The organism is Bradyrhizobium sp. Kon58, assembly GCF_055807455.1.
In genome coordinates, this window is sequence record NZ_JBVVOT010000005.1 from 40,024 (window position 1) to 63,125 (window position 23,102).

General features: G+C 65.3%; 23 protein-coding genes. 11 read left to right on the top strand and 12 right to left on the bottom strand.

Translation table 11 applies throughout. The annotated features are described in order from the left end of the window. Positions 1 to 29: 29 nt before the first annotated feature. From AC0L20_RS11110 to AC0L20_RS11130, 5 genes are all read right to left on the bottom strand, one after another. Positions 30 to 1,079, bottom strand: coding sequence for an ABC transporter substrate-binding protein (locus AC0L20_RS11110; RefSeq protein ID WP_473288555.1), 1,050 nt, complete (start codon positions 1,077 to 1,079; stop codon positions 30 to 32). A gap of 87 nt (positions 1,080 to 1,166) precedes the next feature. Continuing rightward, the gene (locus AC0L20_RS11115; RefSeq protein WP_473288557.1) at positions 1,167 to 2,306 is read right to left on the bottom strand and encodes an ABC transporter ATP-binding protein; all 1,140 of its coding nucleotides are present in this window, start codon (positions 2,304 to 2,306) and stop codon (positions 1,167 to 1,169) included. Positions 2,307 to 2,441: 135 nt separating this feature from the next. Beyond that, positions 2,442 to 4,010: a DUF4403 family protein gene (locus AC0L20_RS11120; protein WP_473288558.1), complete on the bottom strand. Its 1,569-nt coding sequence runs from the start codon at positions 4,008 to 4,010 to the stop codon at positions 2,442 to 2,444. 135 nt (positions 4,011 to 4,145) lie between these two features. Beyond that, entirely contained in the window at positions 4,146 to 4,784 is a 639-nt protein-coding gene (locus AC0L20_RS11125) for a Vgb family protein (RefSeq protein WP_473288559.1), read from the bottom strand. 30 nt (positions 4,785 to 4,814) lie between these two features. Further along, positions 4,815 to 6,035: a helix-turn-helix domain-containing protein gene (locus AC0L20_RS11130; RefSeq protein ID WP_473288560.1), complete on the bottom strand. Its 1,221-nt coding sequence runs from the start codon at positions 6,033 to 6,035 to the stop codon at positions 4,815 to 4,817. 147 nt (positions 6,036 to 6,182) lie between these two features. Between AC0L20_RS11130 and AC0L20_RS11135 the strand changes: the two genes are divergently transcribed. Both AC0L20_RS11135 and AC0L20_RS11140 read left to right on the top strand, forming a co-directional pair. Continuing rightward, positions 6,183 to 6,977, top strand: a complete 795-nt coding sequence (locus AC0L20_RS11135; protein ID WP_473288561.1) for a DUF899 domain-containing protein — start codon at positions 6,183 to 6,185, stop codon at positions 6,975 to 6,977. Then, complete coding sequence (locus tag AC0L20_RS11140) at positions 6,970 to 7,242, top strand: hypothetical protein (protein WP_473288562.1); 273 nt, start codon at positions 6,970 to 6,972, stop codon at positions 7,240 to 7,242. The genes AC0L20_RS11135 and AC0L20_RS11140 overlap by 8 nt, the downstream gene beginning before the upstream one ends. A 129-nt stretch (positions 7,243 to 7,371) precedes the next feature. Here the strand turns inward: AC0L20_RS11140 and AC0L20_RS11145 are convergent, their stop codons facing one another. The 3 genes from AC0L20_RS11145 to AC0L20_RS11155 all read right to left on the bottom strand — a co-directional run bounded on the left by AC0L20_RS11145 (position 7,372) and on the right by AC0L20_RS11155 (position 9,165). Next, positions 7,372 to 7,716 (bottom strand): GIY-YIG nuclease family protein, encoded by a 345-nt coding sequence (locus AC0L20_RS11145; RefSeq protein WP_473288563.1) that lies wholly within the window; start codon positions 7,714 to 7,716, stop codon positions 7,372 to 7,374. Between the two features lie 215 nt (positions 7,717 to 7,931). Then, a complete protein-coding gene (locus AC0L20_RS11150; RefSeq protein ID WP_473288564.1) occupies positions 7,932 to 8,363 on the bottom strand; it encodes a c-type cytochrome in 432 nt (143 codons plus the stop codon). A gap of 97 nt (positions 8,364 to 8,460) precedes the next feature. Next, positions 8,461 to 9,165, bottom strand: coding sequence for a L,D-transpeptidase (locus AC0L20_RS11155; RefSeq protein WP_473288565.1), 705 nt, complete (start codon positions 9,163 to 9,165; stop codon positions 8,461 to 8,463). 274 nt (positions 9,166 to 9,439) lie between these two features. On the opposite strand from AC0L20_RS11155, the gene AC0L20_RS11160 reads away from it, so the two are divergent. The 3 genes from AC0L20_RS11160 to AC0L20_RS11170 all read left to right on the top strand — a co-directional run bounded on the left by AC0L20_RS11160 (position 9,440) and on the right by AC0L20_RS11170 (position 11,990). Then, on the top strand, positions 9,440 to 10,492 hold the full coding sequence (locus tag AC0L20_RS11160; protein WP_473288566.1) for a glycosyltransferase family 4 protein: 1,053 nt from the start codon (positions 9,440 to 9,442) through the stop codon (positions 10,490 to 10,492). A gap of 30 nt (positions 10,493 to 10,522) precedes the next feature. After that, complete coding sequence (locus tag AC0L20_RS11165; RefSeq protein WP_473288567.1) at positions 10,523 to 11,212, top strand: class I SAM-dependent methyltransferase; 690 nt, start codon at positions 10,523 to 10,525, stop codon at positions 11,210 to 11,212. A 118-nt stretch (positions 11,213 to 11,330) separates the two neighbouring features. Beyond that, the gene (locus AC0L20_RS11170; RefSeq protein WP_473288568.1) at positions 11,331 to 11,990 is read left to right on the top strand and encodes a hypothetical protein; all 660 of its coding nucleotides are present in this window, start codon (positions 11,331 to 11,333) and stop codon (positions 11,988 to 11,990) included. Positions 11,991 to 12,283: 293 nt separating this feature from the next. Here the strand turns inward: AC0L20_RS11170 and AC0L20_RS11175 are convergent, their stop codons facing one another. Further along, positions 12,284 to 13,948, bottom strand: a complete 1,665-nt coding sequence (locus AC0L20_RS11175) for an aminotransferase class III-fold pyridoxal phosphate-dependent enzyme (protein WP_473288569.1) — start codon at positions 13,946 to 13,948, stop codon at positions 12,284 to 12,286. 35 nt (positions 13,949 to 13,983) lie between these two features. Between AC0L20_RS11175 and asd the strand changes: the two genes are divergently transcribed. Both asd and AC0L20_RS11185 read left to right on the top strand, forming a co-directional pair. Continuing rightward, a complete protein-coding gene (gene asd / locus AC0L20_RS11180; protein WP_247818388.1) occupies positions 13,984 to 14,847 on the top strand; it encodes an archaetidylserine decarboxylase in 864 nt (287 codons plus the stop codon). Between the two features lie 67 nt (positions 14,848 to 14,914). Continuing rightward, positions 14,915 to 15,478 carry an NUDIX hydrolase gene (locus AC0L20_RS11185; RefSeq protein WP_473288570.1) on the top strand — a complete coding sequence of 188 codons (564 nt, stop codon included), beginning with the start codon at positions 14,915 to 14,917 and terminating at the stop codon, positions 15,476 to 15,478. 192 nt (positions 15,479 to 15,670) lie between these two features. Here the strand turns inward: AC0L20_RS11185 and AC0L20_RS11190 are convergent, their stop codons facing one another. After that, complete coding sequence (locus AC0L20_RS11190; RefSeq protein WP_473288831.1) at positions 15,671 to 17,122, bottom strand: FecR family protein; 1,452 nt, start codon at positions 17,120 to 17,122, stop codon at positions 15,671 to 15,673. A 269-nt stretch (positions 17,123 to 17,391) separates the two neighbouring features. Next, positions 17,392 to 18,186 carry a DUF2147 domain-containing protein gene (locus tag AC0L20_RS11195; RefSeq protein ID WP_473288571.1) on the bottom strand — a complete coding sequence of 265 codons (795 nt, stop codon included), beginning with the start codon at positions 18,184 to 18,186 and terminating at the stop codon, positions 17,392 to 17,394. A 195-nt stretch (positions 18,187 to 18,381) separates the two neighbouring features. On the opposite strand from AC0L20_RS11195, the gene AC0L20_RS11200 reads away from it, so the two are divergent. Beyond that, the gene (locus tag AC0L20_RS11200; protein WP_473288572.1) at positions 18,382 to 19,230 is read left to right on the top strand and encodes a DUF2147 domain-containing protein; all 849 of its coding nucleotides are present in this window, start codon (positions 18,382 to 18,384) and stop codon (positions 19,228 to 19,230) included. Between the two features lie 31 nt (positions 19,231 to 19,261). Here the strand turns inward: AC0L20_RS11200 and AC0L20_RS11205 are convergent, their stop codons facing one another. Beyond that, positions 19,262 to 19,498 carry a hypothetical protein gene (locus tag AC0L20_RS11205; protein WP_473288573.1) on the bottom strand — a complete coding sequence of 79 codons (237 nt, stop codon included), beginning with the start codon at positions 19,496 to 19,498 and terminating at the stop codon, positions 19,262 to 19,264. A 39-nt stretch (positions 19,499 to 19,537) separates the two neighbouring features. Between AC0L20_RS11205 and AC0L20_RS11210 the strand changes: the two genes are divergently transcribed. From AC0L20_RS11210 to AC0L20_RS11220, 3 genes are all read left to right on the top strand, one after another. Then, entirely contained in the window at positions 19,538 to 20,728 is a 1,191-nt protein-coding gene (locus tag AC0L20_RS11210; RefSeq protein ID WP_473288574.1) for an extensin-like domain-containing protein, read from the top strand. A gap of 236 nt (positions 20,729 to 20,964) precedes the next feature. Beyond that, positions 20,965 to 22,263 carry a M20 family metallopeptidase gene (locus AC0L20_RS11215; RefSeq protein WP_473288575.1) on the top strand — a complete coding sequence of 433 codons (1,299 nt, stop codon included), beginning with the start codon at positions 20,965 to 20,967 and terminating at the stop codon, positions 22,261 to 22,263. After that, complete coding sequence (locus AC0L20_RS11220) at positions 22,260 to 23,099, top strand: ABC transporter permease (RefSeq protein ID WP_007613602.1); 840 nt, start codon at positions 22,260 to 22,262, stop codon at positions 23,097 to 23,099. The genes AC0L20_RS11215 and AC0L20_RS11220 overlap by 4 nt, the downstream gene beginning before the upstream one ends. The last annotated feature ends 3 nt before the right edge of the window (positions 23,100 to 23,102 follow it).

The window sequence follows — 23,102 nt, forward strand, 5'->3', positions numbered from 1 at the left end:
TTACCTTCGGTCGAGCCCTGCGGAGCGCGCTACTTCGCGGCCCATTTGTTGAAGCGCTCGGTCAGGCGGTCGATGTTCTCGAGCCAGAAGGCAACGTTGATCTCGACCGCGTTCTTGATGTTGTCAGGCGCCGTCGGCAGGTCCTTTAGAACGGCAGGCGCGAGCAAAGCGGCTGCGTCCTTGTTCGAGGTGCCATAGGCAATGTTCTCCGACAGTTTCGACTGATTCTCCGCTTTGCCGGCGAAATCCAGGAACTTGTAGGCCGCGTCCTTGTTCGGGCTGCCCTTCAGGATCACCCAGGTGTCGAGGGTGAAGAGCGCGCCGTCCCACACCATGCCGAAATTCTTCTTCTCGTTCTTGTTCGCGGTGTCGATGCGGCCATTGTAGACCGAGGTCATCGCCACCTCGCCCGAGGCGAGCAATTGCGGCGGCTGAGCGCCGGCCTTCCACCAGACGATGTCGCCTTTGATGGTGTCCAGCTTCTTGAACGCGCGCTCGATGCCTTCGTCGGTCGCCAGCACCTTGTAGACGTCCTTTGGCGCGACGCCGTCGGCCATGAGGGCGATCTCCAGCGTGGTCTTCGGGCCCTGACGCAGGGCACGCTTGCCCGGGATCTTCTTGGTGTCGAAGAAGTCGGCCCAGCCTTTGGGAGCCTCTTTCAGCTTGTCCTTGTCGTAGCCGAGAACGAAATCGTAGAGGATGGCGCCGACGCCGCAAGCGTTGACCGACGGTGGGATATAGGCGGCCTCGCCGCCGATCTTCGAATAGTCGAGCTTTTCGAACAGGCCTTCCTCGCAGCCGACCGCCAGTTCATCGCTCTCGACCTGGACGACGTCCCAGGTGGCGGCGCCACCCTGCACCTTGGCGCGCAGCACGCCGACGCCGCCGTCCCAGGATTCGTCGTTCATGGGAACACCGGCCGCTTTCTTAAACGGCTCGAAATAGACCTTCTTCTGGGCATCCTGATAGGCGCCGCCCCACGACACGATTGTGAGGTCACGCGCCTGCGCGACCGTGGCCAGCGCCGCGCTGGCGGTGAGTGCCGCGGCGAAACCCAGGACAATCTTGCGCTTCAGCATGGTCTTTGTTCCTTCTTCTTCACGTGACTTGCGTTGAGCTTGGTCGGTGCAGGCCCGCCCGCGTTGGCGAGATGCTGCATGGTTGGATCAGACGGGATCGAGGGCCAGGCAGTCCTCCGGGCGGAAGGTGATGAACACGTCATCGCCAGGTGTAAGGCTCCCAGCTCTCAGGCTGTCATGTCTAAGGCTGTCATGCGTCCCCGGCTGAAGCTTGACCATGAACTCCCTGTTGTCGGCGACGTCGAGCACGGCCAGCGCGTGGTCGCCGAGATAAATGGTGTTCTGCACCCTGGCCGGCAGACGGTTCGGTTCGTCGCTGGAGGTGCCAACCGGGATAATGGCGATCCGCTCTGGCCGCACCGACAGCGAGGTCGATGCGCCTGCGCCCGATACGTTGACCGCGCGTGCGGTCACGGCGCCGCCGCCCGCCAGCGCAACGCGGCAATATTGTTTCTCGACCGTCTCGACGGTGCCGGACAGCACGTTGTTCTCGCCGATGAAATGGGCGACGAAGCTGTTCACCGGATGCTCATACAGCGCGTCGGGCCTGTCGATCTGCTGCACAATGCCATCGTTGAACACGGCGATGCGGTCCGACATGGTGAGCGCTTCACTTTGATCGTGGGTGACGTAGACGACGGTGATGCCCATCGTCTCGTGCAGTTGCTTGATCTCCAGTTGCATCTGCTCCCGCAGGCGCTTGTCCAGGGCGCCCAGGGGTTCGTCCATCAGCACGAGTTGCGGATTGAAAACCAGAGCGCGGGCCAGCGCCACGCGCTGCTGTTGACCGCCGGACAGCTGCCCGGGTCGGCGCTGTGCTAGGTTTTCCATCTTGATCATGCGCAACGCCGCTTTGACACGATCCTGCGCTTCGGCCTTGTTCGTGTTGCGAACCGAGAGCGGGAAGGCGATATTTTCCGCAATCGTCAGGTGCGGAAACAAGGCATAGTTTTGGAACACCATGCCGATATCGCGCTTGTGTGGCGGCACATTCTTGATCGGCCGGTCCGCGAGGTAGATCTCGCCATGGGTCGGAACCTCGAAACCCGCCAGCATCATCAGGGTGGTCGTCTTGCCCGAGCCCGACGGACCAAGCAGGGTGACGAACTCGCCCTTCCTGATGTCGAGATCGAGGTTCTTCACCACGAGGTGCTCGCCATCGTAGGTTTTCTGAATGCCGGAAAAGCGCACCAGCGCCGGCGCAGGCGTGACCATGCCGGCTTCCATGTCGTCCTCGCGTTGTCAGCCACAGTGCTGTCAGCACCTCGTCCCCGGGGTGCGAGGAACAGCTTAGCATCCTCCGACCAGATTGCCAGCGGCGCAAGCGGCGACGCGCGCGGGCCGTCGAGGGAAGGCGGCGCGCTACATGCCCGACAGTTTCGTCACGGACACATTCAGCGAGCCGCCGGCTTCCGCGATTACACGCAGCGTCCTGGAGTCGAAGGCGATGTCGGCTAGCGTCAGGCTGTCGATCTTCGCCTCGACCTTGACGCCGTCCTCGCTCTTCTGGAAATCGGCGATCGCGGCGGCGATCTTCTCGCGTGCATTGGCGGCAATCGGCTTCAGATCGACCGTCGCTTTCTGCACCAGCGCCTGCTGCATCTGCGGAACCACCGCGCGCGCCGCCGCACCCAGCAGGCCGAAGGCCGCCTCTGATTCCACCGCGAGCTGGATGTCGGCGAGCCGCAACGTCTGCTGCGCCTGGTCGAGCATCGGCCGGCCCCAGATGTGCACGGTCGCTTCGGCGCCGAGACCAAGCCAGCTCTTCTTCTCCTTGGCGCGCACCAGCAGCGAGATCAGGAGGCGTTCGCCGGACGGGATCACGTTGACGCTCTTGACGGTGACGTCCACGGGACCGGAGCCGTCCTCGGGATAGGTGTGGCCGACCATCTGCGCCGCGATCAGCTTGTTGATCTCGGTGAAGGGCACGTCGATCGGTACGCCGATGTTCACACCGGTGCCGGTCGGCGGCACGATCGAGATCTTGTCGGGGAACGGGCAGTCGGGTTTCGTCGGCGTGGAGGTGACGCGCGTCTCCGCTTCCAGGCCCATCAGCAGGGTCACGGCCTGCGCATCGACGCGCGGCTGCGCCGCGATGGCGCGGATCGGCTTCATCTCCAGCCAGAGTGGCGGCAGCGCGGCCGAGGAGCCCGAGCCTTGCAGCGGAATCGAGCGGCAGGCCTTGGCCCATTGCAGCTTCGCGTTCTCCCGCAAGGTCGGATCATTGCGCATGCGTTCGGAGACGGCGTTGATCTGTTCGCCGACGGTCTTGTCGATCAGCGGCTTCACCTGCGCAGGTACGTTGACCTTGGCGCCCGAGATGTTGAGGTTGGTGTCGCCAAGGTTGACCTGGGCGCCGAGATTGGGCTCGAGATGCCAGTTGGCCGCAATCTTCGGCCGCGAGGTGACGACGACGTTGCCCTTGATCTCGGCGCTGGCGTTCAAATTCTTGATGTTGACCGCGCCGATCTGTTTCGCGGCATTGCCGCCGAGCACGCTGCCGAGCGCCTCGCCGAGCGCGCCGGTGGCTTTCGACGAGAGCGAGCCCGTCACGTTCAGCTTGCCCGTGAGCGGCGTCGAGATCGTCAGCACGTCCTTGTCGCCGGCAGTTGCCATCGGCCCGCGTACGGCGGACCAGCCGATGTCGGCGTTCTCCAGGATTTGCGAGATCGGGTTCTCGGCCTTGCCGGCGAAATTGCGCGGAGCGGCCTTCTCGGCCTGCTCGCGGATCGCCGACAGCGCGATGGCGACCGGCGCCACCACGATCGAGCTCTTCGAAACCGGCGGCAGCGGCGGCAATTGCGCGACCGGCGGTGCGGAATTCGTCGCCCGCGGCGACAGCCAGTCCATCGCCTTCAGGCTGACGAAAAACGACGCCGCGAGCACCGCGACGGCGATCAGGACAGTTTTCAAGTTCAGCGTCAGTCGCATCAGTCCCCCAGGCCGCCCGGGCAGAAGTCTACAGGGCAGGCGAGGAGGGCGCTAGAGCCCACCGATGGGGTGGAATTGGGGCAAACAAATTAACGGCTGCGATCGCGCAATTGCCGCGCATTCGTCATAGCGCATCTAGCCGCGCTTCGGACGGCGCACCGCCCTCACATTGCCGCGATCTCCGCCCCCGCAGAAGAAGCGGTCGCCGCCATCGGACTCCAATCCCGATACCATCGTTCCGGCGGGCAGGTCGAGCTGCTCCAGCACCTTGCCCGTCTCGGGGTCGATCCGCCTGATGTCGCTGTCCTCGCCTTCCCAGGTGCCGTGCCAGAGCTCGCCATCGACCCAGGTCACGCCGGTGACAAAGCGCTTGCTTTCGATGGTGCGAAGAATCTTTCCCGTCTGGGGATCGACCTGATGGATCTTGCGCTCACGATACTGTCCGACCCAGAGCGAGCCCTCGGCCCAGGCCAATCCAGAGTCGCCGCCACCGCCGGGTGCGGGGATGGTGGCGAGCACCTTGCCGGTCGCAGCGTCAATCTTCTGGATGCGGTCCTCGGCGATCTGGAACAGGTGGCGGCCGTCGAACGCCGTTCCCGCATGCGCGGCGACATCGATGGAGCGGGCGATCTTGCCATCGGCCGGATCGACCGCGTTCAATCTGTCGCCGGACGCGAACCACACATGGGCGCCGTCATAGGTGACGCCGTGCACGGCTTCGACGCCGGCAAAGGGCCCGTATTCCCTGACGATCTCGGCGGCTGAACGTTTCATCTGCTCGGTCCCTGTGGTGTGGATCCCACTTTACGTCTTCATGAGTGGTCCGGGGAGTAACAAGCCTGTCGGGAAACCCGGGACGGGCGGCGTCATCCAGCGCCGCGCCCGCCCGTGTCCGAAGGACTGCACCTTGTTCGATCGCGCCAGCTCGTCGAGGGACCGCTGCACGGTGCGCGCGCTCGTTCCCAGCGCCAGCGCGAGCGCCGAGCTCGACCATGGCTCGCCATCGGAGAGGAACGCGAGCACATTGGCGTGCTTTTCCTCGACGGGCCGCGCCAGCACGAGAACCTGCCGCGTCTTGCGCGGCGTCAGTGCAAAACCTTGCCGGGTAGCGCTGACATCGGCGAGCGGCTTGAGTTTTGTGCGGAGCCGTCCGATTTCGACGCGCAGCCGCGCGCGATGCGATTCATCAACATGCCTTGCCTGAAACGCTCCCGTGATCAACGCTTCGCGCGAGACATCGGCGGGCCAGGCCTGCGCCAGGATGCGGGCGAGCGCGAACAGCACCGGCCGCCTTCCGAGCGGCACGAGGATGCCTCGCCTTCGAACCGCGTGATGAAACGTGTCCACCACGAGCGCCTCCGATGTCGCGAGGTCCTCGACCTCCTCGAGCAGTAACGGCCGTTCGTGCCCGCGCGTGATCAGGCGCGCTGCGGGCGTGTCGAGCGCGCGGCTCGTGCCTTCGACCTCGGCTGCAAGCGCTGGAATGCCGGCCTGCCGTGCTGCGCTCGCCGCGCGCCCGAGCGCCGCGCGCGCGTCCTTCGTTCGGAGCCGCCTGATGGCAATGCCGGCAATCACGAGCTCGCGGGCGACCTGCGCGGCCGGGGGCAGCGGTGTGGTGTTGATCTCGGCCAGCGTCCGTTCGGCCTCATCGAGGCGCCCGAGAAGGAGAAGTCGGCGCGCCTCGATGTGACCCGCATGGGCGGCGTTCACGAGGTCACCGTGGCTTGCGAGCGTCGCTCGCGCGGCCGCGAGCGTGTTGGCCGGCCAATTCAGGTCGCGCGAGACGAGTGCGATCTCGGCCTCCGCGACCACGCACCTGGCGCGCGCGACCGCCTCTTTCGGGCCGAAGGCGCGTGCGGCGCTGCGCAGCAATGTCTTCGCCTTTGTGAGATCGCCGAGCTGCGCCATCGCGATGCCGCGCAGCGCCAGCGAAGGCGCATCGTTGCGCAGTGCGACGCGGTTCAGCGCGCCCAGCGGATCGCCGGCTTGGAGCGCGCGGGCCGCGGCCGTGATCAGCGACTCCATTCAAATCCCGCCACACTTGTTACTCCCACCACGCAACCGTCCGGTGCGAGAGATCGTTGACCGCCGACAATGTGCGGCCAGGGGCGAGCGGTTCCGCATCTTCCATCGCGAGATCCGGAACGGCCGCCCGGGAAAAGTTGGAGAGCCATGATGACATCAGCTGACAACGCAGGAAATAACGGACAGGCCGCCATGCAAACACCGCCGGTGGTGTCGCCGCAGGACTGGGAGGCCGCCCGTCAGCAACTGCTCGTGAAGGAAAAGGCGCATACCCGTGCCCGCGACGCCCTGGCCGCCGAGCGCCGGCGCATGCCGTGGATGGAAGTCACCAAAACCTATGCGTTCGAGGGGCCCGGCGGCAAGGTCAGTCTGCACGACCTGTTTCAGGGCCGGCGGCAACTGATCGTCTACCGCGCCTTCTTCGAGCCGGGCGTGTTCGGTTGGCCCGATCATGCCTGCCGCGGCTGCTCCATGGTGGCCGACCAGGTTGCCCATGTCGCGCACCTGAATGCCCGCGACACCACGCTGGTGTTCGCTTCGCGCGCGCCCCAGGCCGATATCAGCAGGCTGAAGCAGCGGATGGGCTGGACCATGCCATGGGTCACCGTCACCGACAGTTTCGATGCGGATTTCGGCGTCGACGAATGGCACGGGACCAACGTGTTCTTCCGCGATGGCGACCGGATCTTCCGCACCTACTTCGTCAAGAGCCGGGGCGACGAGCAGATGGGCGGCACCTGGAATTACCTCGACATCACGCCGCTGGGACGGCAGGAGGTCTGGGAAGATTCGCCGAAGGGCTATCCGCAGACGCCGACCTACAAATGGTGGAACTGGCACGACAGCTACACCGAAGGTGCCGAGCCCGACAAGAAATGGGTCGAGATCTCGACCGCCGGCGAGAAGGCTTTTCGCGAGGAGGCGGCTGAAGGACGTGACTAGTCCCGTCAGCGCAAGCGCCGGCCCGAGCCGCAACGGCGTGGTGGCCGCGCGCCACCTCGCCAGATGGCTGGCGCTGGCGGCCACGCCGACCTTTGCCATCATGGCCGTGCTGACAGCCGTGCTCGATGGCCCGGCCGACATGCTGTGTGGCTCCGGACATTGGGCGATGCTGGGCGGGATGGTGCCGATGTATCTCTTGATGAGCGCGTTTCATTCGGCGGCATGGCTGAGGCTGATTGCAGAGCGGCGGGGAAGGGCGGCGTAAGTAGTCCCGCGTGGTGCCCGCCTCGTCCTTCGAGACGCCCGCTCACGCGGGCTCCTCAGGATGAGGCTCAACGGGCATCCTGCGGGTCGCGGTAGGCATTTGCCGAGGTCTCGCTTGCAACTCGGAGCCTTACACTCCGCCCTCATCCTGAGGGCCCGCCGCAGGCGGGCGTCTCGAAGGATGATGAGATCCGCGCCTGGCCAATTCATGCAGCTCGGCAAAATTGCCGCGCATGAAGGCTTCTTTCTTGGCGCGGCTCCATTTCTTGAGCTTCCTCTCACATTCGATCGCATCGGTGATGCGGTCGAACCACTGCGAGTAGACCAACGTCACAGGCCGGCGAGACTTTGTGTAACCGCCGAATGTGCCGGCGTTGTGCTGCGCGATTCTGATCTCAAGCTCCGTGCGCGTCGTTCCGATGTAGTAGCTGCCATCGGCGCATCTGAGAATGTAGAGGTAAGCGCCTTCTGTCATCGTGCCCGCCTCGTCCTTCGAGACGCGCGCAAGAGCGCGCTCCTCAGGATGAGGCTAACTGACATCCGTGACATGGTGCAAGGGACGAGTCGTGGTTGAACCGGCTGAGCCGCAAGTACGGTCCTCATCCTGAGGAGCACGCCGCAGGCGGGCGTCTCGAAGGATGGCCGCAATCACCGACGCCCAGCGAAAACGGCCCGGCATCAATCGCGTTGTTATTGCAACCCCGCCGCCTCTAAATAAGCAACGATCTTGCCGGCCTCCTCCGCCGAGACGCCGCCATAGGGCTGCATCTTGTTGCCGGATACGACTTCGTCCGGCTTGACCATGAAGCGGGTGAGCTTGTCCTTGTCCCAGACGAAGCCGGCTTCCTTCATCGACGAGGAATAATTGTAGTTCGGCAGCGAGCCCGCCTTGCGTCCGACGATTTTATTGAGGTTGGGGCCTAGACGATTGTCGCCCTCTTTCACCGAGTGGCAGGTTCGGCAGGAATTGTTGAAGGCTTGCTGGGCTGCGTCGTCGCTCGCCGGCTGCTGTGCGCGCGAGGCGGGCGCGGTCAGCAATAGCGTCAGAGCGCCGGCGCTGACGATCGCGCGCAGCCATGTGCCTTGCGGCGTTTGCGGATTTGATTGCACTCGCGCCTCCATGGGGGATCGCGCCGCAGCGCGCGCATCGGGATGCCGAGGGCAAACGAAAACGGCCCCGGTGGGTTCCGGGGCCGTTTGCGTCACAATGTCCTGTTGCTTACCGCGTCGCGGCGCCGAGGTCGGCGCGGCGCTCGGTCATCGGCAGCACGATGACCTTGGTGCCGACGTTGACGCGGGAGTAGAGATCCGCGACGTCGTCATTGGTCAGGCGGATGCAGCCGGAGGAGACGTGCTTGCCGATGGTGTCGGGCGCGTTGGTGCCGTGGATGCGGTAGATGGTGCCGCCGAGATACATGGCGCGGGCGCCGAGCGGATTCCCGGGGCCGCCGGCCATGTGGCGCGGCAGATAGGGCTGGCGGGCGATCATTTCCGGCGGCGGGGTCCAATCCGGCCACTCGGCCTTCTTGGTCACCGACTGGGTGCCGGACCACGTGAAGCCGTCGCGGCCGACGCCGATGCCGTAGCGCATCGCCTGGCCGTTGCCGAGCACGAGATAGAGATAGGTGTTGGGTGTATCGATGATGATGGTGCCGGGCGCCTCACGCGTCGCATAGGAGACGGTCTGGCGGCGGAAGCGGGCCGGCGTTTCGACGGCGTCCTGATCTTCGGACGGCGCGGCCTGATAGGGCGCGGCTTGATAAGGCTGGTACGGCTGCGCTGCGATCGGCGGCAGCGGCTGGAAGAAGGGGAAGAGCTGCACGGGCGCGGCCTTGGCCGGGCCGGCGAACGCGATCGCGGTCACAGCTATTGCGCCACACGCAACGGCGCGCGAATAGGTCTTCAACGTCTCCAGATTGATCATTGGTCGCCCCTGTTTGCGCGGTGTTTCTTGGCCGCCCCGGCACCGTTTCGGTGCTCTGTTGCCTAGATCACTAACGACAAGAAGTTTCGGGACGTTTGCGCGGAAAACCGAAAACGGCTTCATGGCGGCAAGGATTGTTTCATGACGGTTTCGTGGCTGCGCGGACCCGTTAACGAACAAAACAGTGGGCCGACACTTCCATGACGTCACACGCCTGAAATATCCGTGGTTGATGGTCGTAAGCCGAGAATCATAAAAATCTCGGGAATTTCCCATGCGGGTATTAATCGCGACTGACGCCTGGCATCCGCAGGTCAACGGTGTGGTGCGGACGCTGACCTCGCTGGCTGGCGCGGCCAAGGCATTGGATGTCGAGATCGACTTCCTCACGCCGGACGGCTTTCGGTCGTGGCCGCTGCCGACCTATCCGGGGCTGCGCATTGCGCTGCCGAGCGGCAAGGAGATTGCGCGGCGGATCGAGAAGGCGGCGCCGGAAGCGCTGCACATCGCGACCGAAGGGCCGATCGGCTGGGCGGCGCGGGCTTATTGCCGCCGCAACCGGCTCGCCTTCACCACCTCCTACACCACGCGCTTTCCCGAATACGTCTCGGTGCGGACCGGCATTCCCGCGAGCGTTGGCTACGCCGTGCTGCGCCACTTCCACGACGCGGCCGCGATGACGATGGTCGCGACGCCCTCGCTGCGGCAGGAGCTCTCCGAGCGCGGCTTCAAGCGGCTCGGCTTCTGGACCCGCGGCGTCAACACCGAGCTGTTCCATCCCGGCTCTCCGGCCAGGCTCGATCTGCCCGGGCCGATCTTCATGACGATGGGCCGCGTGGCGGTGGAGAAGAATCTCGAGGCGTTCCTCTCGCTCGACCTGCCCGGCACCAAGGTCGTCGTCGGCGACGGCCCGCAGAAGGCCGCGCTCGAAAAGAAATACCCCGACGCGGTATTCCTCGGCGAGAAGAAGGGCGCCGATCTCACCGCGCACCTCGCCGCCGCCGACGTGTTCGTGTTTCCGAGCCTGACCGACACGTTCGGCGTGGTGCAGCTCGAAGCGCTCGCCTGCGGCACGCCGGTTGCGGCGTTTCTGGTGACGGGTCCGAAGGACGTCATCGCCGATCATCCGATCGGCGCGATCGACCACGATCTGCGCGCCGCGTGCCTGCGCGCGCTCACCATGTCGCGCCAGACCTGCCGCAACTTCGCGCTGGAGCGCTCCTGGGAAAACAGCGCGCGCCAGTTCGTCGGCAACCTCACTTCACTCCAGCCCAGCCGTGCCTTGCGCGCCTCGCCGATCATGGCGCGGCGGCCGGTGCGCGGCTGATCCCGTTCGACCACAGCGAGAACCTCATCGATGGCTAAGATCATGAACCTTGACGGCACCCAGCAGCTCGACCTCACCCGTGGCACGGTCGAGCAGGCCTATGATCGCTGGGCACCGGTCTACGACCTCGTGTTCGGCGGCGTGTTCGCCAAGGGCCGGCAGGCCGCGATCGCGGCCACCAACAAGATCGGCGGCCGGGTGCTCGAGGTCGGCGTCGGCACCGGCATCTCACTGCCGCTCTACGCGCCGCATCTGCGCATCTTCGGCACCGACATCTCGGAGGCGATGCTCGACAAGGCGCGCCAGCGCGTCACCGAGGGCAAGCTGAACAACGTCGAAGGCCTCGCGGTGATGGATGCCGAGAAGCTCGAATTTCCCGACAACTCCTTCGACGTCGTGATGGCGCAATATGTCGTCACCGCCGTGCCGAATCCGGAAGTCGCGCTCGACGAATTCGCCCGCGTACTGCGCCCGGGCGGCGAGCTGATCATCCTCACCCGCGTCAGCGCCGATACCGGCATGCGCCGCTTCATCGAGCAGAAGCTGCAGCCGGTGGTGCGTCCGCTCGGCTTCCGCACCGCCGAGTTCGCCTGGTCCCGTTACGCCAAATGGCTGGCCGGTGCCAACGGCATCGAGCTTGCCGAGCGTCGCCTGATTCCGCCGCTCGGTCATTTCTCGCTGGTGCGCTTCCGCAAGCTCGACGTCGCCAAGGCGGCGTGAGCCGCCGTTCGCGTGCGTCACCGCGTCGCTGCACATCGTCACATGACAAAATGATGATGTCACACGGCCTACATCGAATCTCTGTAAATCCTGAACCCGAAAGCATTTGGGGGAGAGCATGATCAAGAACTATCTCGAGCAGCTGCGGATCCAGCGCTGGGACGACCATCGCTACTATCACCACAGCCGCATCAATCAGAGCCTGCACTTCGTCAGCGCGCTGAGCTTCCTGTTCGCCTATGTCTGGCTGTTCGTCGATCCCATGATCTCGGCGCTGGTCGGCTGGCTGGTCTCGATGACCTCGCGCCAGGCGGGTCACTTCTTCTTCGAGCCGCACGGCTACGACCAGATCAACCAGGCGACGCACGAGCACAAGGAAGAGATCAAGGTCGGCTACAACCTTCAGCGCAAGGTGGTGCTGATGTCGATCTGGGCGCTGTCCCCGGTGGTGCTGTTGGTCGATCCCACGCTGTTCGGACTGTTCACGCCCTGGGTGGGCGCGACCGACTTCATGCGGCAGGTCGCCAAGATCTGGCTCGTGGTCGGCGGCGGCGGTCTCATGTTCCGGACGGTGCACCTGTTCTTCATCCGCGACGTCGAGACCGGCCTCGTCTGGATGACGAAGATCCTGACCGACCCCTTCCACGATTTGATGCTCTACCGTAACGCGCCGCTGGCGCTGATGCGCGGCGAGCTGATGGACCCCGGCCTGCACCTCAAGCCCGAGCACACGCTGGGGCTGATCGGCGAGCCCACGCTCGAAGAGCAGCACGCCTGAGCGCGCCGTTCTCACCAAGGCCTCCGATGTCTGATGGTTGCGTCATGCCCGGGCTTGTCCCGGGCATCCACGTCTTGGGGGCCGCGAACGCGGTGCTTCCTTCACCTCTCCCCGCGTGCGGGGAGAGGTCGGATTTGCGTGTCACGCAAATCCGGGTGAGGGGGGCTCTCCGCGAGTCCAGCTCTCACCGTGATTGCGGAAGCAGCCCCTCACCCCGACCCTCTCCCCGCGAAGAGCGGGGAGAGGGAGAGGAGAGGCTGTGCCCCGGACTGACCGTGGTGGAAGGAAGAACCTCAGCGCCCGAGGCGCTTGGCCAGCATCTCTTTCAGGATCTGCCGCTTGATGGTCTTGTTGGTGAGCACGCCGTCGTGCCACCAGAAGCCGTCGGCCTTCATCTTCTCGGCCGCGCGGACGAAGCGCTCGGCGACCTCGGTGAAATCGGCGTCGGTGTAGTTGAGGCTGAAGATCAGCCGTCCGGTGCCGACCCAGCTCAGCGCCAGGCCCTCGGCGCGCAGATAATATTGCAGCATCCAGTTGTAGCGGGACGGGGTGGTGTATTTCACCGTCCAGATCGAGGAGAAGTTGGCGAACCGCACCGGCAGGTCGGCGCCCTCCATCATCTGGTTGAGCTTCTGCGCGCGGCCGTTCCAGGTGGCGTCCAGGCCGTCATAGATGGCGCGGAAGTTCGGGCTGGCCAGGCGACTCAAGAACTCGTCCATCGCCGTCATGACATAGGGATGCGAGTTGAAGGTGCCGCGGGCGAAGCAGATGTCGGCGGGGCGATCGTCGTTGAAGCGGCGCATCAGCTCCTTCTTGCCGCAGACGACGCCGACCGGCAGGCCGCCGGCCAGACTCTTGCCGTAGGTCACCATGTCGGCCTTGATGCCAAAGTATTCCTGGGCGCCGCCGGCGGCGAGACGGAAGCCGACGAAGACCTCGTCGAAGATCAGCACGATGCCGCGCTCGGTGCAGACGTCGCGCAGCTTCTTCAGCCATTCGGTGTAGGAGGCGCGGTCGAAATTTCCGCCGCGGGAGCTGTCGACCAGCGAGGAATCGCCGGGCGCGTTGCCGTTCGGATGCAGCCCCTGCAGCGGGTTGACCAGCACGCAGGCGATGTCTTTGCGCGTGCGCAGCACGTGCAGCGTCTTCTCCGACATCTCGGCGAGGGTGTAGGTCTCGTGCGCGGGAATCGGATTGCCAACGCCGGGCTGCACGTCGCCCCACCAGCCGTGATAGGCGCCGGCGAAACGAACCAGATGGGTGCGCCTGGTGTGGTAGCGCGCGAGCCGCACCGCCTGCATCACGGCTTCGGTGCCGGACATGTGGAAGGACACTTCGTCGAGGCCCGAGATCCGGCACAGCCGCGCCACGTTCTCGAGGATGACGGGATGGTAGGGGCCGAGCACCGGTCCGAGCGCATGCGCCCGCTTCTCGGAGCCCTCGATGCACTCCTTGTAGAAGTCGTTGCCGAAGATGTTGACGCCGTAGGACCCGGTGAGGTCGTAGGAGATGTTGCCGTCGACATCCGTGACGGTGACGCCGCGCGAGGACTCCACGAAGGTCGAGGTGCCCAAATGCTCGCGAACGAGACGCGAGAACTGGAACGGCACGCGGTAGGTCTCGGTGAAATGCAGGTCGGAAATCTTCTCCGCCGCCTCCTTCGTCATCGCGCGGCCCTTGGGGTAGCGCTCGGCATAGAGGCTTGCGAGACGGAAGAAGGCGTCCTTGCGCTGGGTTGCGACATTCGCCGGCGCGCCGTCGCAGGCGAAGTACGCATCGCCTTCGAATTCGTAGAACGGAAGCAGCTTGGCCACGCGGCGGGACATCTTGGAATGTCCGGCGAGCGAGCGGTGCTTGGCGCGGGACAATTCGATCCGCGCCTTGATTTTCGGGAAGGCGGCGGCAGCGGACGCTGCGGCGGCCACGGACAAAGAAAGAATCGGGAGTGTCGTTTCCATGACAACAAGCGCTAATACTGCGAGCTGACAGATTCATGACAGTCAAAGCCCTCATCGCCTCTTTCACCCAGCAGGAAGACCTCAACTTCCTGTTGACCAACCGCATCCCCCGCGCCGCGCTGACCCGCTTCATGGGCTGGTTCTCCAAGATCGAGAACCCGCTGGTGCGGGACGGCTCCATCGCGTTGTGGAAGCTGTTCTCCGACCTCGATCTGTCGGAGGCGCGCAAGACCCATTTCAGGAGTCTGCACGACTGCTTCACCCGGGAGCTTAAGCCCGGTTTGCGGCCCTTTGATCCGGACCCCTCCATCGTCGCCAGCCCGTCCGACGGCATTGTCGGCGCCCACGGCCGGATCGCCGACACCGAGCTGTTCCAGGTCAAGGGCGCGCCGTACTCGCTGCTCGATTTGCTCGGAGACTCCGTGCTGGTCGACCAGCACCGCAACGGCTCCTTCGTCACGCTGCGGCTGACGTCGAGCATGTATCACCGCTTCCACGCGCCCTTTGACGCGCATATCGAACGCGTCACGCTGATCCATGGCGATGTCTGGAACGTCAACCCGATCGCGCTGAAGCGGGTCGAGCGTCTGTTTTGCAAGAACGAGCGCGCGGTGATCCGCACGCGTTTGCCGACCGGCGAAGCCGTGACGCTGGTACCGGTCGCCGCGATCCTGGTCGCAAGCATCCGTCTGCATTTCCTCGACATGGTGCTGAATGCGCAGACCAGGGGGCCGGTCAATTTTCCCTGCGACGTCAACGTGAGCAAGGGCGAGGAGCTTGGCTGGTTCGAGCATGGCTCGACCATCATCATCCTCGCTCCCGGCGATTTCACCTTCTGCGACGGCATCGCCGAAGGCACGCGCATCCGGGCGGGTCAAGCGCTGCTGAGAAAAAACTAGCCTTCAATCCGGCGCCTCGGCCGCCTATATCGTTCGTGGGGACGTTTCGACGACGACGGATTGGGTGATGGCACGGGCGCCGGTGATGGCGGCGGGTGGTATTGTGCTGCGGCGAGGTGCGCCGCCGCTGATTGCCGTCGTGCGCCAGCGCAAGCGCAACGAATGGGTCTTGCCCAAGGGCAAGCTCGACGACGGCGAAACGCCGAGAGAAGCCGCGCATCGCGAGGTGCTGGAAGAGACCGGCCACGACGTCGCCATCCACGAATTCCTGGGCACGCTCGTCTATCAGTCCGGTGGCCGCTCCAAGGTCGTGCATTTCTGGCGCATGGAGGCCGGGGACGGTCCCGTCCGCAAGCTGATGAACGACATCAAGGCGGTCGACTGGCTGACGCTGGAAGACGCTCTCGCGCGCCTGTCGCGCGAGGACGAGCGCGTGTTCCTGACCCAGGTTGGCCCGATCGCGCTCGCGGCGGCGGGGCTTGCATCCTCGCCTGCGCCCGAGCCGACGCTGGCAACCGACGATGTCGATGCAGCTTTGCAGACACTGAGACCCGCTGAAGCGGCCTCGGTGGGCGAGCTGCGGCACGGTCTGTTGCAGAAGATGAAAGCCTGGCTGCGCGGCGAGGCGTGAGTTTAGCAACATCGCCGTCGAGCCGCGCTGACAGTTCCCCTCTCCCCTTGTGGGAGAGGGTGGCTCGCCGCGAAGCGGCGAGACGGGTGAGGGGTTCTATCGGCGCGCGAATCTGTTGCAGTTGAGTTCGCTGAAGCGACCCCTCATCCGGCGCTTCGCGCCACCTTCTCCCACAAGGGGAGAAGGAAGAAGTCACCGCCGCTCCTTCTCCTTCGGAACTGGCGCTGGCCTTCGCGGCGCTGCGGGGCGTTGTGCTGCGGGGAGGCGCTGCTGGAATCCGCCCGGGCGCTGCATGCCTGGCTGTTGAGCGGCGGGCGGCTGCCCTGGCTGCATGCCGGTGCGCGGAAGTTGTGGCTGCACGTGGGGCTGCTGCTGCGATCCGCCCAGCTGCGGCGGTACGACTCCGCCGGGCTGCGTCGGAATCTGTCCACCGCGCTGCGGCTGGTTGTGTGGCCTGCCGTCAGGCTGCGTGCCTTGACCGGCGCGCGGTGCGCCTGCCGGACGTCCCGCGTCCTGCTTCTGGCCTTGCTGTTGCTGACCTTGACCCACGCGCGGCGTACCGGGCTGCACGGCGCCGCCTTGGCCCTGCCGCTGCGGCGGCTGGCTGCCTTGGCGACCCGGCGCGCCCGGCTGTTGCTGGCCTGGACGGTTGTTCTGGCCGGGTTGACCGTTCGGCCGCTGCGGCTGTTGCGGCTGTTGTCCTGGCGCCGTGTTCGGCCGCAATTGTTGCTGTTGCGGCGGCTGGAACGGTCGCGGAATACGCGGGCTCGCGGTCGGATTGGCGCGGCGGAAGTCGCGCTGCTCGGTGACGATCTGCCGGCCCGTGGTCTGCGCCAGATGCACCTGGCTGAGGAAGCCGCGGTCGCGCGCGATCTGCTGTGGTGCGATCGTGATCGGCACCGCGGCAAAGCGCATGACGCCGGCCGCGGCTGCGCCCGGCCGGATCGCAAAACCGCTCGCGCCTTGCGTCAGCGCGCCGAGCCGCGTCCCGCTCGTGCGGTCGTCGACGTCGATGTGTCCGACCCGGCCGTCGGCGTCGGGATAGAGCTTGATGTTGACGTTGCTGGTCTTGTTCGCGGCCGCGCCTTCCGGCACGTCGACGACGCCGGTGGTGCCGCGGATACCGAGCGTCGCCGTCGGCGTCGTGATCTTCATGTCGCCGGTCTTTGCCACCGCCGCCGCGACGAAGGCGACCGTGCCCTTGCCGATGTCGAAAATGCCTGCGTTGTGCTTGCCGCCGTCCTCATAGACGTAAGTGTCGATGGTGATCTTCGTGCCGGCGGAGAGGTTGAACGTGGTCGCGTCGTCGAAGGTGATGCCGAGCGAGGAGTTCGACGAAGTCTGCACGACGTCGTTGAGAAAGATGTCGTCGCGCACGCGCAGCGGATAGGAATTTTTGTCGCGGATCACGGTCGCGATGCCCGTCACCGTCGCGACGTTGCCGATCGGCTCGACGGCGGCGGGCTGCGCCTCCGTCGTGGGAGCGGGTGAAGCCGATGGCGTTGACGAGGGGGCGGGCGACGGCTGCGCTTCTGGCTGCGCCTGCGCAAGCTCGATCGCATCGGATGCGAACGCAACGCTCGCGCCGGCCGGCGGCACCGCCAGCAGCGCAAGCGCGAACATGAAGCGGCGCCAGGCCACGATAAATGTCACAAAGAGTCCCGGTGAGAAACGTGAGGCGAGATCGACCGATATCAGCCTGATGCAGGTGAACGGCGGATGAATGTCTATCGCACGGGGGCGGTGAAGGTTCAAACGGCACGCGATGCTGGCTTGTCCAAGCCTCTCCACCGTCATGGCCGGGCTTGTCCCGGCCATCCACGCCTTGAAGCGCGGGACTAAGAACGTGGATGCCCGGGACAAGCCCGGGCATGACGAAGAATGTGCATGTATTGGAGACGACGCCTGCGGGGTCAGCTCACGCGCTTCCAGGTCTGGCCGCCGCAGAACATGCCGCCGAAGGCGCAGCCCTGCACGCGCATTGCATTCGGGCCCTTCATCGCGATCGTCGAGTCGTAATTGCGGCCGGAGTCGGGATCGTGGATGCGGCCGCTCCACTTCGCGCCGTCGGGCTTCATGTTGATCAGGATGCGCTCGTTGGTCTTTGCGGCGTAGCCGCAGAGATTGACGCCGCACTGTTCGACGCGGACATTGCCCTTGTTCTCTTCGGTGGCCCAGACGCCGATCGGCGTGTTGGCGGCCGCGACAGGCGCGGCAACGACCGGAGCCGGAGCGGGGGCCGGAGCAACCGCGACCGGCGCGGGCGCAGCAGCGGGAGCGGGAGCCGCAACGGGCGGGGTCTGCGTCGTGGCGTCGTAGCCGACGGACGGAGCAGCGGCAATCGTCGTGCTCGGCGCGGCCGGCGCAGCAACCGCAGGCGCGGTCGCCTGCACCGGCGTCTGCTGCATGGGCTGCTGCTGCACCGGAGCCGGCGCCGGCTGAGCGGTGGTGGCCGGAGCCGGCGTGGTGTCGACGTCGTCGTCCTTGGAGCTGGAGCCAAGGCCCTTGAGGTTGATGTTGTTCAGCTTGATCGGCTTGTCCGACAGGCCCGGCGCCACGATGGTCACGCAATTGAGCGAGGCACAGTTGCGCGGCGTCTCGATGCGGATGTTCTGGCCTTCGATCTGGAACGAGATCGCATTGCCGGCATGCGCGGCGGCGGTGGACGCGAGGAAGAGGGCAGTGGCGGCGATGGTGAGCTTGTTCATGACAACCTCCGAAGAATGTGTGGGTCCCGATGGGACTGAAGTCGCGGGTGGATGAAACGTGGTTCGACCCTACGCCTGGCGGGCCGGACGTTCTGTGATGGACGTCACAACGGCTCGCCGCCGCTGGGTGAGGCAGCGCACATTCAGCCGCGATTCCATCTGTGTAACGTCGTCGCCACACAGAGGGAGGCGCCGATGATGCGGCTTGTGACTTCGCTTGGCACATTGATCGCGTTGCTGGCGATTGCGCCCGCAGCCGAGGCCGGGTCCTACGCGTTCTCGATCGGCGGTCATCGATTCCAGGTCGAGTCGCCCAGGAATTGCCGATCGGCTTCCTGTGTCTCGGTTTCCTCCCATCGCAGCTTTCGGCCGGGCGTCGATACGACACCGGCGCCGACGCCGGTGCTACCGCCGCCGCAGCCGCTCTATCCCGTGGCTCCGGTCAGGCCGGCGCCAGCCATTGCGGTCGCGCCTCCACTGGCGCCGGCGGCTCCTGTCCTTGCCTCGACGACGTCGCAGCCAATTGTCCTGCCGCAGGCGCCAAGCTCCAATCCGCCACGGGTGGTGCTATCGCCGATGGATCCGCCGAAGACCGTCGCGCTCGATCCGCCGCGCATGGAGGCGCCGGTCGTCGCGCCAAGGCCGGAGCTCAATCAGAGTACGGCGATCGTACAGCGCAGCGAAGATGAACTCGCCTATTTGCCGCTCGGCGAATGGGAGAGCGCAGGCGCCAAGGGCACTGTCCGCATCGAACGCTGCGGTCCTGCACTGTGCGGCTTCGCGCTGACGGAAGCATCGACCAGGGGCGAGAGCGTGCTCGTCAACATGAAACCGAAAACGCACGACGTCTGGACCGGCAACATCTACAGCCGCTCCAGCGGCAGCACCTATTATGCGACCATGACGCTGAAGAGCTCCGGCAAGCTCCACGTCGAAGCCTGCGCTCTGGGCCACTTCTGGTGTTCCGGAAACGACTGGACGCGAGCCGAAGAGCGGCCGCAGGAGCTGGTCACGACGTCGCGGCAGGGGAGCGCGCGGTCGTAAGGGATTCGTTCGATAGCTCCGACTGAAGCCGCTAGATCATGCCGAGCACGATGGCACCGACAAAGGCCATGGCGAGGTACGCGGTGATAACGCTCAGTCTCCCGGCGAACGTCATGAGGTCGCTCCCGCTGCTCGCGCCGCCCTGCGCGAGAGCGTCATGGTTAACAGAAAGTCTCTTTCCGAAAAAGTCAGCCTTGCTGTCGCTCGTCACCGGCAGGGCATTAGGCGCGCGTGGGCCGACATGGTTAAAGAACACTGAAATCAACACGTTGAAGAGTCTTTAAGTAAATTCACCGAACGTGCGTGCATGACGCGCGGAGTTCGTTTGTATCTCGTCGGCTCCATCGTCCTTGTTTCGTTAGCGGGTTGCGGACGCGGCGTCTTCCAGGCCGAACGTGAACCGTGGCGGGCCGAGGCCGAAGCCGCATGCCTGAAATCGGGCGCGGTGAAAGAAGGGCCGGATCTCGTTCGCATCGACCCGATCTCCGGGCCGGGCATGTGCGGCGCGGAGTTTCCGCTCAAGGTCGCCGCCCTCGGCGAAGGCTCGAGCAGCTACGGCTTTGCCGATGAGGATTTGCGACCGCCCGGGAGCATCGGCAACCAGCCGCGCTGGCCGGTGACGCAGCCACGATCGAATTACCCGCAGAGCCAGAACTATCCGCAACGCTCAAACTATCCCGAGAGCGCGGTGCGGCAGCCGTCCGGCTATGGCGCCTCGCCTGGTCCAATGCCTCTGAACGCGCCCGGCGTGGCGCAGCAGGAAGACGAGATCGATCTGCCGCCCGAGGGTACCGATGCCGCGGGCGCGTCGCGCTACATGAATGCGCCGAGCTATCCAGCGCGACCGGCGCCGTACTCGCAGGCGCCCGCGCAGCAGCCGCCGCCGCGTCTAGGTCCGGCACGGGGCGATCCCGTCACCGCCGTCGGCCCCGTTGCGATCAAGCCGGTTGCGACACTGGCCTGTCCGATCGTGTCCGAGCTCGACCGCTGGCTCGCCGACACCGTGCAGCCCTCGGCGATGCGCTGGTTCGGCAGCCGCGTCGCGGAGATCAAGCAGATCTCCGCCTATTCCTGCCGCGGCATGAACGGCAATTCGCATGCCCATATTTCCGAGCACGCCTTCGGCAATGCGCTCGACATCGCCGCCTTCGTGCTCGCCGACGGCCGCCGCGTCACCGTGAAGGACGGCTGGCGCGGCATGCCGGAGGAGCAGGGATTCCTGCGCGACGTGCAGTCGGGCGCCTGCGTGCATTTCACCACGGTGCTGGCGCCGGGCTCGAACGTCTATCATTACGATCACATCCACGTCGATCTGATGCGTCGCGCCAGCCGCCGCCTGATCTGCCAGCCCGCCGCCGTCTCCGGCGAAGAGGTCGCCGCGCGAGCGGGCGGGCGCAATCCCTATGCGAATGCGCGCGATCCCTCCGTGACCGGCTCGCTCGGTACGCGCAAGAGCATGGCGCGAAAACACGAAGAGGACGAGTACGCCGACGATTGAGGCTTGCGCGTCGCCGGCGGCCTCACGCTGACCCCGGCCTGTTCAGCCGACACCGTGTCTTCGGCAGAGCGCATCTCGGGCGCAAAAATTTGCGCACACCCAATTCTTGCCTAAGTCGTTGAAATTGAAGGCACAGTTGTGCCGTGGCTGGCTTTTTCGGCAGTTGGCACAGTCGCTGCAATGAGGAGGCTGCCACGAAGCGGCGCTGCCGGCGCCGTGAGCCAGCGGATCCCGTCATGCAGATGCCTGTCAGCCCTCCTTATTCGGATCTCGAACAGCGCGTGCTGTCGCGCATCACGGAGGAGCGCTGGCTTGAACTCGCGTCCGAGCTGATCCGCACCGGCCAGCCCCGTTCCGGCAATCCGCTGGATCCCGATTTGCCGCCTGCCGAGGAAGAGGCGATCTCGATGCTGGTCGCGGGCAAGCTCGAAGCGCTCGGCATGGCGGTCACCAAGCACAGCGCGCAGCCGCACCGGCCGAACGTGCTGGGCGTGCTCAAGGGACGCGACGGCGCCCCCTCGCTCATTCTCAACGATCACCTCGACACCTATCCGGCCGTCGAGCCCGAGAAATGGCACATGACGGATTTCGATCCGTTCAAGGCGACGCGCCATGGCGATCTGCTCTACGCGCGCGGCACGTCCGACACGCGCGGAAATCTCGCTGCATCGTTGCTCGCAGTGCAGGCCCTGACCGAAGCGGGTGTGAAGTTCGATGGCACCTTGATGTGCTGCTACACCGTCGATGAAGAGCGGAACGGCACCGAGGGCTCCATCTACATGTTGAACAAGGTTGGCCTGACCGCCGACTACGAGATCACGGCCGAGCCGACCGCCTGGGGCGACGTCAACAAGGACTGGGGCATGAACCTGTCGGTGGCCAATTCCGGCCACTGCCTGATCGAGCTCACCGTTCACGGGATCAAGTCGCACATCTGGCGACCGGACATCAGCGTCAACGCCATCATGGAAGCGGCAAAGCTGTTGCCGAAGTTGAAGGACATGGCGTTCACGCATGTCCCCAGCAAGTTCATGGGACATACGCCGCCCTGCTGCGCCGTGGTGCGCATTCGGTCCGGCCTGCCTGGCGAGATGCAGTTCTCGCCGGATGCCTGCACCATCACGCTCGCCGTGGTCGGCATCGTGCCCGGCATGACGCTATCGAGCGTGATTGCGGACATCGAGCGTCTCGGACGGGACACTTTTGCCGGCGTGAACGACGTCAAGGTCGAGGTGCGCCAGGTGCCGGGCTCGCTGTTCGTCAACGCGACCGAGCCGGTGCCGGTCGAGGAGGAGCCCTGCCGCTCCTTGCGCGCGGTCTATCGGCGTCTGATGGGCCGCGAGCCCGGGGTCAACCGCAAGAACGCCTTCAACGACACGATCCGCTTCCGCGAAGCCGGCATCAATGCGGTGACGTTCGGTCCCGGAGAAGACGGCTGGGCCGTCGACAACGAGAACATCTCGATCACCAAGTCGGTGATGGCGACGCGGATCTACGCGCTGACCATCATGCAGATCCTGGGAGTGCGGACATGAGCGTCGAGGCGACCCACATGACGATTCCAATCTCGCCGGATCGCACGCGACGCGGCAGCTTGCGGCTGCGGCTTCCGAAGGTCTCGCGATCGGTGCTGCTCTCGACGCTGACCGTCGCCGTGCTGCTGGCCGGCTGGGCCATCGTCACGGAGATGGGCTGGGCCAACGAGCTGTTCCTGCCGAAGCCGCAGGCGGTCTGGGCCGCGTTCGTCAAGACGATGACGAAGGGATATCAGGGCGCGACGCTGCTTCAGCATCTCGGCGCAAGCCTGTATCGTATCCTCACGGCCTTCACGCTGGCCTGCCTGATCGGCATCCCGCTCGGCGTCCTCATGGGCGTGTCGCGCAACGCACGCGCGCTGCTCAATCCGTTGATCGAGTTCTACCGGCCACTGCCGCCGCTCGGCCTCTATACGCTGCTGGTGATGTGGCTCGGCATCGGTGAGAGCTCGAAGCTGTCGCTGCTGTTTCTTGCCGGTCTGCCGGGGATCGTCATCTCGACAATCCAGGCCGTCACCAGCGTGGACCCGGTCTATGTGCGCGCCGCCCAGTCGCTCGGCGCGACCCGGCGCCACCTGCTGTTTCACGTCTATTTGCCGGCGGCGGGACCGCTGATTCTCGCCGGCATGCGCATCTCGCTCGGATTCACTTACACCGTTCTCGTCGCCGCCGAAATCGTCGCGGCATCCGCCGGCATCGGCTGGATGATCTGGGACGCCGCAAAATTCCTACTCTCCGACGTCGTGATCATGGGGCTGATCGTGCTCGGTCTCACTGGCGTCGTGCTCGATCTCATGATGCGCGGCATCGCGAAACTGTTGATGCCGTGGGCCTGAATC